Here is a 7,093-nt window from a genome sequence, read left to right as displayed (position 1 = left end):
TTTACTATCAACGAATGACCATAACTCATCCATCTGAACATTCAAGCGCTTTTTTTCTTTGGGAGTCACTTCCACTTGCTTCTTAACAGCAGCCGCTTGGCTATTAACGTATCGCTGCACTGTATCTTCTGACACTTGAAGTACCCGAGCAATTCCTGCCTGAGAAATACGTTCAAGTAGCATCCGTGACATTAATTCTTTTTGTTCTTCTGTAATAGGCTGACCTGCTGGATTTAAAACAAATTGACGACCACATTCTCGGCATTTATAATGAAAGTTTATGATGCCGAGTTTGACCATTTCGACTAACTTCTTCTGAACCACAATTAGGGCAACAATGAATTTTTAATGTCAGATCATGCAATGGCAAACACTTATTTCTAATTATAACTTACTCTGATCCTTTCCTTCAGGGCACTACCGTGAAGGCGGGTTTGATGATAGAGTATCTTGGCGAACACTCAGATGAATATTGGAATGCTTTTCCAAACCTCATCGCCCAGGAAAAATTTAAAATACCAATGACTTACAGTATAACTGCTAGGAAGTTATAGCGATGGTTGTACTTGAATTAAATGCTGGTAAATCTGTATAACAATTCGGTTGCAGCGGCGAGCGAAACTTTTTTGTCTATCGTTCAAGTTAGTTGGTTGCCGCTGAACCGAACCGTTAGATAAAATTAAGATCGATCTTCTTTGGCTGGAGTGTCACTGTAACCGTGTAAACGTCTCTAGCTGACGATCTCCGATCGCCAGCAAAGATCTCAAATGGGTTCTATAGTATTCGAGGTATTTCTAAGACAACATAGTTGGCAATTTCACTGTGACGATCGATCCAATTTCCTCCCCCGACTCAATCCTAAACTCCCCATCGTGAGCTTCCACAATCCGTTTGACGATCGCCAAACCCAATCCCGTGCCACTGGCTTTGGTTGTAAAAAAAGGCTGTGTCAATCGTGGCAAAATATCGGCAGGAATTGGCGTACCATTATGAATTTGCAGACAAACGCGGTGATGTTCGGTTCGATCGAGCTTAGTGGTAATAACATCGCCGATATCTATTGCTTCGCAGGCATTAACGATCAAATTAATGATTACTTGCTTGAATTTATCTCGATCGACCAACACATAAATCGGTTCGATCGGGATAAATTCAAGCTGTTTTCCCAAAGCCGCAGGGATAGTTTGTAAGGTACTTAACGTTTCTAAGATGAAGCTATTTAGTTCCAGTCGAGATCGATCGAGTGTCTGGGGTTTGGAATAGAGTAAAATCTGGCTCAATAAGCGTTGCAGTCGATCGGCTTCGTCTAATGAGAGAGCTAGATACTCTTGAAATCGCTCGGAGAGTTGGAGTTTTTTAAAGGCATTTAAGCCCATCAAAATCGTAGTGAGAGGATTTCGTACCTCATGGACGATCGTGGCGGCTAGTTCGCCAATTTCGGCTAGTCTAGCTAACGCTTTTTCGGCTTGTTTAAGTAGAGTAATATCAGCCGCTACCGCTAATAAGCATGGTTCGTCCTCCAAGTAGATCGCCTCGGCAGAAAACAACGTCGGGAAAATCTCCCCCGATTTACGGCGAAACGAGATCTCTAGATTGCTGACGGTACCTTGTTGCTGCAACTGTTGGGCGATCGCGATTCGATCGGCTGGATTTGCCCACACCCCCAGTTCCAGGGTACTGCGTCCGAGCATTTCCTCGCGGTGATATCCCAGCATCCGCAAGCAACTATCATTGATTTCGATGTAGCAACCATCGTTGAGGGTGCTAATGGCGATCGCATCTGGAGAGGAGCGAAACGCTGTCGAGAACTTGGTTTCCGAAACTCGCAGGGCATCTTCTACTTGCAGACGTTCCATCTCCGCTGCCGCCCGTGCTGCAAAAATCTCTAGAATTGCCTGCGTGCGCTCGTTAGATTCCATCTCCTTGTCATCTAGTACCGCCAAATGTCCCAACAGATCGCCCATCGAAGTCAATAATGGAATGCCAGCATAACTCTGTGCTTCCATTGCCTCCAATTCATCCTTTTCTTCAGGAAATAAGCTCTGGATCTGGGCGGGGAAACACTGATAGCTATTACTACCAATAATCCGCTCGCAGGGCGTACCGTGCAGATCGTACTCGAACTCGTTGCCAAATTCATTTCCCTGCCAAAAGGCAAAACTCCGCACGCGAGTAGGTGGCGCATCCATACACTCGCTGATAAAGGCATAGCGGACATCGAGAGCTTGGGCGAGGGAACGGACAAGCGATCGAAAGAAGTCTACACCAGTTGCGGAAACGGTACCTTCAACGATCGATCTGAGGATTTGCTCGGATTTTTGGCGTTCTAAGATTTCGGATTGAAGTCTGTCGTTCGTTTGTGTCAATTCGATCGTGCGTTGCTGTACGCGCAATTCTAGTTGGTTATAGAGTTGGGCATTATCGAGAGAAATTGCTGCTTGAGTAGACAGAAACTGGATAACTTCTAATCGTTGGGGGGTAAAAATATCTGTCGTTAAATTATTTTCTAGATATAGAATACCCGCACGTTTACCCTGGTAAATCAGTGGGGTACAAAGGATTGATTTCGGCTGACGAGCGCGAATATAGGCATCTCGATCGAATCTAGAGTCTGTTACGGCTCGATTGAGGACGATGCTTTCCTGAGTGCTTGCAACATAATTGACTATCGCCAGCGAAACTAAATTTTTACCAGCTTCACTATCGAGGAGAATCGCTGGTAAAATCGATACATTTTGGGGTTCGACAATTGCGGCAATTTCTAGTTCGCCATTACTTTGCAAGAGCAAACAGCCGCGCTGTGCGCCAGAGTTTTCGATCGCGATTGTCATCAATTTTGCTAACAATTTATCTAGCACAATTTCGCCAGCAAGTGCTTGAGATGCTTTCATTAGTGCTGCTAGATCGAGTGCTGCCGATCCGGTAGTGTTACTGGTAGAAGCAAGGTGATTCTTAGTAATAGTTGAGGTTTTGTCGAGTTCGGTAACTTTTTCTGCTATACTGCTAGTTCGATCGATTCGATCCACACACGCTTGCAAATCCACCAAAATAGCATCGGTAGTTTGATAGCGATCTACGGCATTTTTTGCCATCAACTTCATCACTAAATCGGACAGTGGCAGGGGAATTGCTGGATCGATTTGATGGAGTGGGAGTGGCTCTCTGGCAAGATGACAGTGGACGAGTTCTAACGCATCCGTCGTTTCAAATGGCAGTCGATAGCTTAATAATTCATAAAATGTCACACCTAATGAATAGAAGTCAGTTCGATAATCGATCGATCGATTCATTCGCCCTGTCTGCTCTGGGGAAATATACGCAAGAGTGCCTTCGAGCAAATTGGGATCGCGAACTAGGGGATTTTCTGGCGATAGTATGGTAGCGAGTCCAAAATCAACTATCTTCACCTGTCCCGTGGTGGGATTGAAGACGATATTAGATGGATTAATATCCTTGTGGATGATGTTGTGCTGATGAATTTCTCCTAAGATTGATGTTAGCCTAATTGCTAAATTCAGAAATCCTACTAGGTTAAATGTTCGCTCGACCAGCCACATTGGAAGAGATTTTCCACCGAAATCTTCGAGGACGATGACAGAATTTTCTGGATAAGTTTCTAGAGCGTAAGCTGTAACTACACCTTGAATATTTAAGCTTCGCAAAATATCGTATTCCAACTGGAATCGATCGATCTCTTGGGGTGACTGAGATTCTCGATTCGATATTTTGAGGATGACAGGCACGAGATCCGTACAGCGTCGCGCTCGGTACAGCACCGATCTAGAGCTTTCGTAGAATTTCTCAATCGCTTGGTAGCCAGGAAAGTCAATCATGGTGCTTGCTAAATTCCTTTGAATCCCATTTTGGATTCGATCGATTGTTCGAGATCGACAGCACCGACTCGTTGCCGACAATTGGCTTGCCGTTTAATGCCTACCTGACTCAAAAATACACCCATTGACACTCCCCGTCCTATAAGGACGGGGATTCTTTCGTCACCGGGAGCGCAACCGCTTTACCCTCGGAAAGCATCTTGACCGTATGTCCTACGGCTGCAAGTCCTCTAATTAAGACTACTTGTGCTGCTGCGACATCTCTATCTGTTTGATATCCGCAATGTCCGCATGAATGAACTCGCTCGGACAGTTCTTTCTTGTCGGTTTCTGTGAGGCAATTCGGGCAAATCTGGCTGGTTTTTCTAGCATCTACCTTGAGAAAAAATACCCCGCGCTTCAAGCAGCATTGTTCAAGAATCTGGAAGAACTGCCCCCATCCCGCATCTAAACAATGTTTGCCGAGAATACCGCGAGCCAATCCTACCAAGTTTAAATTCTCAACAAACATTGAACCTGCACTGTCGCACAACTCATGAGCTAACTTCCAATAATAATCCTTGCGGATACTCGCAATTTTTTCATGCAGATTACTCACTTTTACTTGCGCTTTTTTTCGGTTTTTTGACCCTTTTACTTTTCTTGATACTCGCTGTTGCAGCAATTTAAGCTTGCGTTGGAGCGTCTGAAAAGGTCGTGGATTTGGGTAGGTTTTCCCGCTAGAAGTTGCTAGAAAGTGAAGAATTCCGACATCAATTCCAAGGAATGAACCGTGGGGCATTGCCTGCGGTACACTGACATCCCATTGCAAGGTTAGCATTACAAACCAGCCAGAAGCTCGTCTGACGATTCTAGCTTGTTTGACTGTTGCACCGCTTGGAATGGGGCGAGATTGACGAAATTTAACACTGCCTATAACAGGCAATTTTACCGTTGAGTTTTCAATCGCCCCAACACCCATCTGCGGGAACACGAAGGAACGCATAGCCCCGACTTTTTTATAGCGGGGAAATCCGTGTCCTTGTTCCCACATACTGACAAACGCTTTTTCTAAGAGACGTAAAGTTTGTTGCAGCACCTGCGATTGAACTTGCTTTAGTTGGTGGCTGCTTTTTCGATACGCAGTTAGCGCTTTACATTGGCTTGAATAGGTCGGTCTGGGTGTATCCGCTGGAATAATGTATTCCGAGTGAAGGGAACAAGCGTCAATCCGACAACTGCGAGATTTGTACCAGTCTTTACGCTCTCTCAAAGCATAGTTGTAGACACGGCGACATTGCTCCAACCAATCGTCAAAGATGGGAACTTGTGACGTTGTTGGTTTTAGCTTAAACTCATACGCCAGATTAAACAGTTGCATCACCTCCTTGCTGCATTATACATTCCTTTTACAATCCGTCAAGACACTTTGTAAAGCCGTCCTCAAAGGACGGGGCTTTAAACCCATTTTTCTGGTAAACAGAGTTTCTCATGAGAAAATGATAAGTAATTGGTAGGATAATTTCTTGAATTTCTCAGCTAATGTTTAGATCAAAATCATTTATGGCTAGGATGTCAGCGCAATAATGATAAAATAAGAATAGTGACACTCAATTTCGGTTGAAAATACTGCACCACAAGGTTTTCCAATGCAACCGATCGATAGATTTAGAGCGAAGCTCCAGAAAATCAAGCAGCAACATTTCGATCCGGCATCGTTGCAATTTCGGCTCACCGTAGAAATCTCGCTGCTGTCAATTCTGGGCTTGAGCAGCGTCGCGGTGTGGACGAGCTGGAAAATGCAGCAGCTTTTGATTACCACACATACTCAGCAAGTGGAGTATATTGCTACTCGGTTTCCCCGCGATGTCGAACTCTATAGCGAGATGTTGCCAGTTGCCACGGGGCTGCAAAAAACGATCGATAATGTCTCGGTGCCCGGATTGGCAATTTGGGTCAAAAGTACCGATGGTAAGCAGCTTCTGGCGCAATCGAGTCAAGTGAGCGATGAAGTGATGTCGATCGCCGATATGCCGCTCAAACCCCAGGTGTACCCAGTGGGCGATCGCTATCTAATTTTGTATCGGGGGGCAGTCACAGCGCGGAACAATCCCCTGGGCAAGGTCTATATGGCACAGGATGTCACATCAGAACAAAACCAACTCATTGCCGCCATCCAGGGGCTAGCTGCCGTCTGCTGTTTGGCAACCATCGCCACCATCTTTGCGATCGCCTTGCGCATTCGCCAATCGCTTCAACCGTTGCAAGAAATAAGCCAGATTGCTGGGGCGATTTCGGCAGCAGATTTGAACAAAGCCCAGTTGCAACTCACTCAGGCTCCGAGTGAAGTCAAGGAATTGGCTCAAACTTTTAATATGATGCTGGCACGGCTGGCGGATGCTTGGGAAAATCAGCGTCAGTTCGTCGGCAATGTCTCCCATGAGTTACGCACACCGTTAACGGTGGTAGTGGGTTATTTGCAAAGCGTCCTCCGCCGCAGTACCAATTTAAACGATTACCAGCAAGAAGCCCTCTCTACAGCGGCATCAGAAGCCGAGCGCACGGTGCAACTGCTTCAGGATTTGTTGAACTTAGCGCGAGCCGATAGTGGATATGCACACTACCATCTCGAACGTTTGTCACTCAATGATGTGGTAGCAGAAATCGCCCATATGACGGAGAAATATAGCGATCGAACGATCCGTGTCGAGGCGACAGCCAGTATCGAAGCAATTGCCGATCGAGACAGGCTTCAACAGGTATTAATCAATTTAATCGATAATGCGGTGAAGTATTCAGCAGCAGAGCAACCGATTATCTTGAGTATCGATCGTTTTGACGGACAGGCAATGATTCGGGTACGCGATCGGGGGGTGGGGATTCCGCTTCAGGATCAAAGTCGGATTTTTGAACGTTTTTATCGGGTAGATGAAGCGCGAACTCGCTTGCCACAGGCTGGGATTCAAGTAGCTAGTGACGGACATGGATTGGGTTTGGCGATCGTCAAAACGTTGGTAGAAGGGATGGGTGGGAGTATCTCGGTGCGATCGAAGTTGGGTAAAGGTAGTGAGTTTACGATCGTTTTACCGACGTAAGTTTCGATTGCAAATATGTCGGTGTTTAGGCTCAGATAATGGGTTAGGAACTGTAACTTAATTTATGGACAAAGCTACCCATCCTTGACTATTTGGGTAGCTTTTTGAGCAAATTGTGGCGGCGCGAGACTATTTGCCCGTAGTTCAATTTGTTTTTGCCCCCGTGCCATTGGATTACAGATGCGG

The 7,093-nt window shown here is 45.7% G+C and carries 3 protein-coding genes and 1 pseudogene; 1 reads left to right on the top strand and 3 read right to left on the bottom strand.

Going from position 1 to position 7,093, the window contains the following annotated elements; genetic code table 11:
• The 3 genes and pseudogenes from JGK22_RS31930 to JGK22_RS31920 all read right to left on the bottom strand — a co-directional run.
• Nucleotides 1–300: pseudogene (locus JGK22_RS31930) on the bottom strand (IS1 family transposase); the annotation flags it as partial.
• A 494-nt stretch (nt 301–794) separates the two neighbouring features.
• A complete protein-coding gene (locus tag JGK22_RS31925) occupies nt 795–3,833 on the bottom strand; it encodes a GAF domain-containing protein (protein WP_293314466.1) in 3,039 nt (1,012 codons plus the stop codon).
• A gap of 139 nt (nt 3,834–3,972) precedes the next feature.
• Nucleotides 3,973–5,193, bottom strand: a complete 1,221-nt coding sequence (locus JGK22_RS31920) for a transposase (RefSeq protein ID WP_325315978.1) — start codon at nt 5,191–5,193, stop codon at nt 3,973–3,975.
• 268 nt (nt 5,194–5,461) lie between these two features.
• Here JGK22_RS31920 and JGK22_RS31915 point away from each other — a divergent pair, with 268 nt between their 5' ends.
• Complete coding sequence (locus tag JGK22_RS31915) at nt 5,462–6,907, top strand: ATP-binding protein (protein ID WP_293199302.1); 1,446 nt, start codon at nt 5,462–5,464, stop codon at nt 6,905–6,907.
• The last annotated feature ends 186 nt before the right edge of the window (nt 6,908–7,093 follow it).

This window comes from Microcoleus sp. PH2017_08_TRC_O_A, from assembly GCF_020738665.1.
Taxonomy (GTDB): domain Bacteria; phylum Cyanobacteriota; class Cyanobacteriia; order Cyanobacteriales; family Microcoleaceae; genus Microcoleus.
The sequence above is the reverse complement of the archived record's forward strand: the minus strand, read 5'-3'. Positions and strand labels throughout refer to the sequence as shown.

Bases quoted from the DNA above. Each gene is read 5' to 3' on its own strand.
- JGK22_RS31925 (WP_293314466.1), bottom strand. From the start codon at position 3,833: ATGATTGACTTTCCTGGCTACCAAGCGATTGAGAAATTCTACGAAAGC.
- JGK22_RS31920 (WP_325315978.1), bottom strand. From the start codon at position 5,193: ATGCAACTGTTTAATCTGGCGTATGAGTTTAAGCTAAAACCAACAACG.
- JGK22_RS31915 (WP_293199302.1), top strand. From the start codon at position 5,462: ATGCAACCGATCGATAGATTTAGAGCGAAGCTCCAGAAAATCAAGCAG.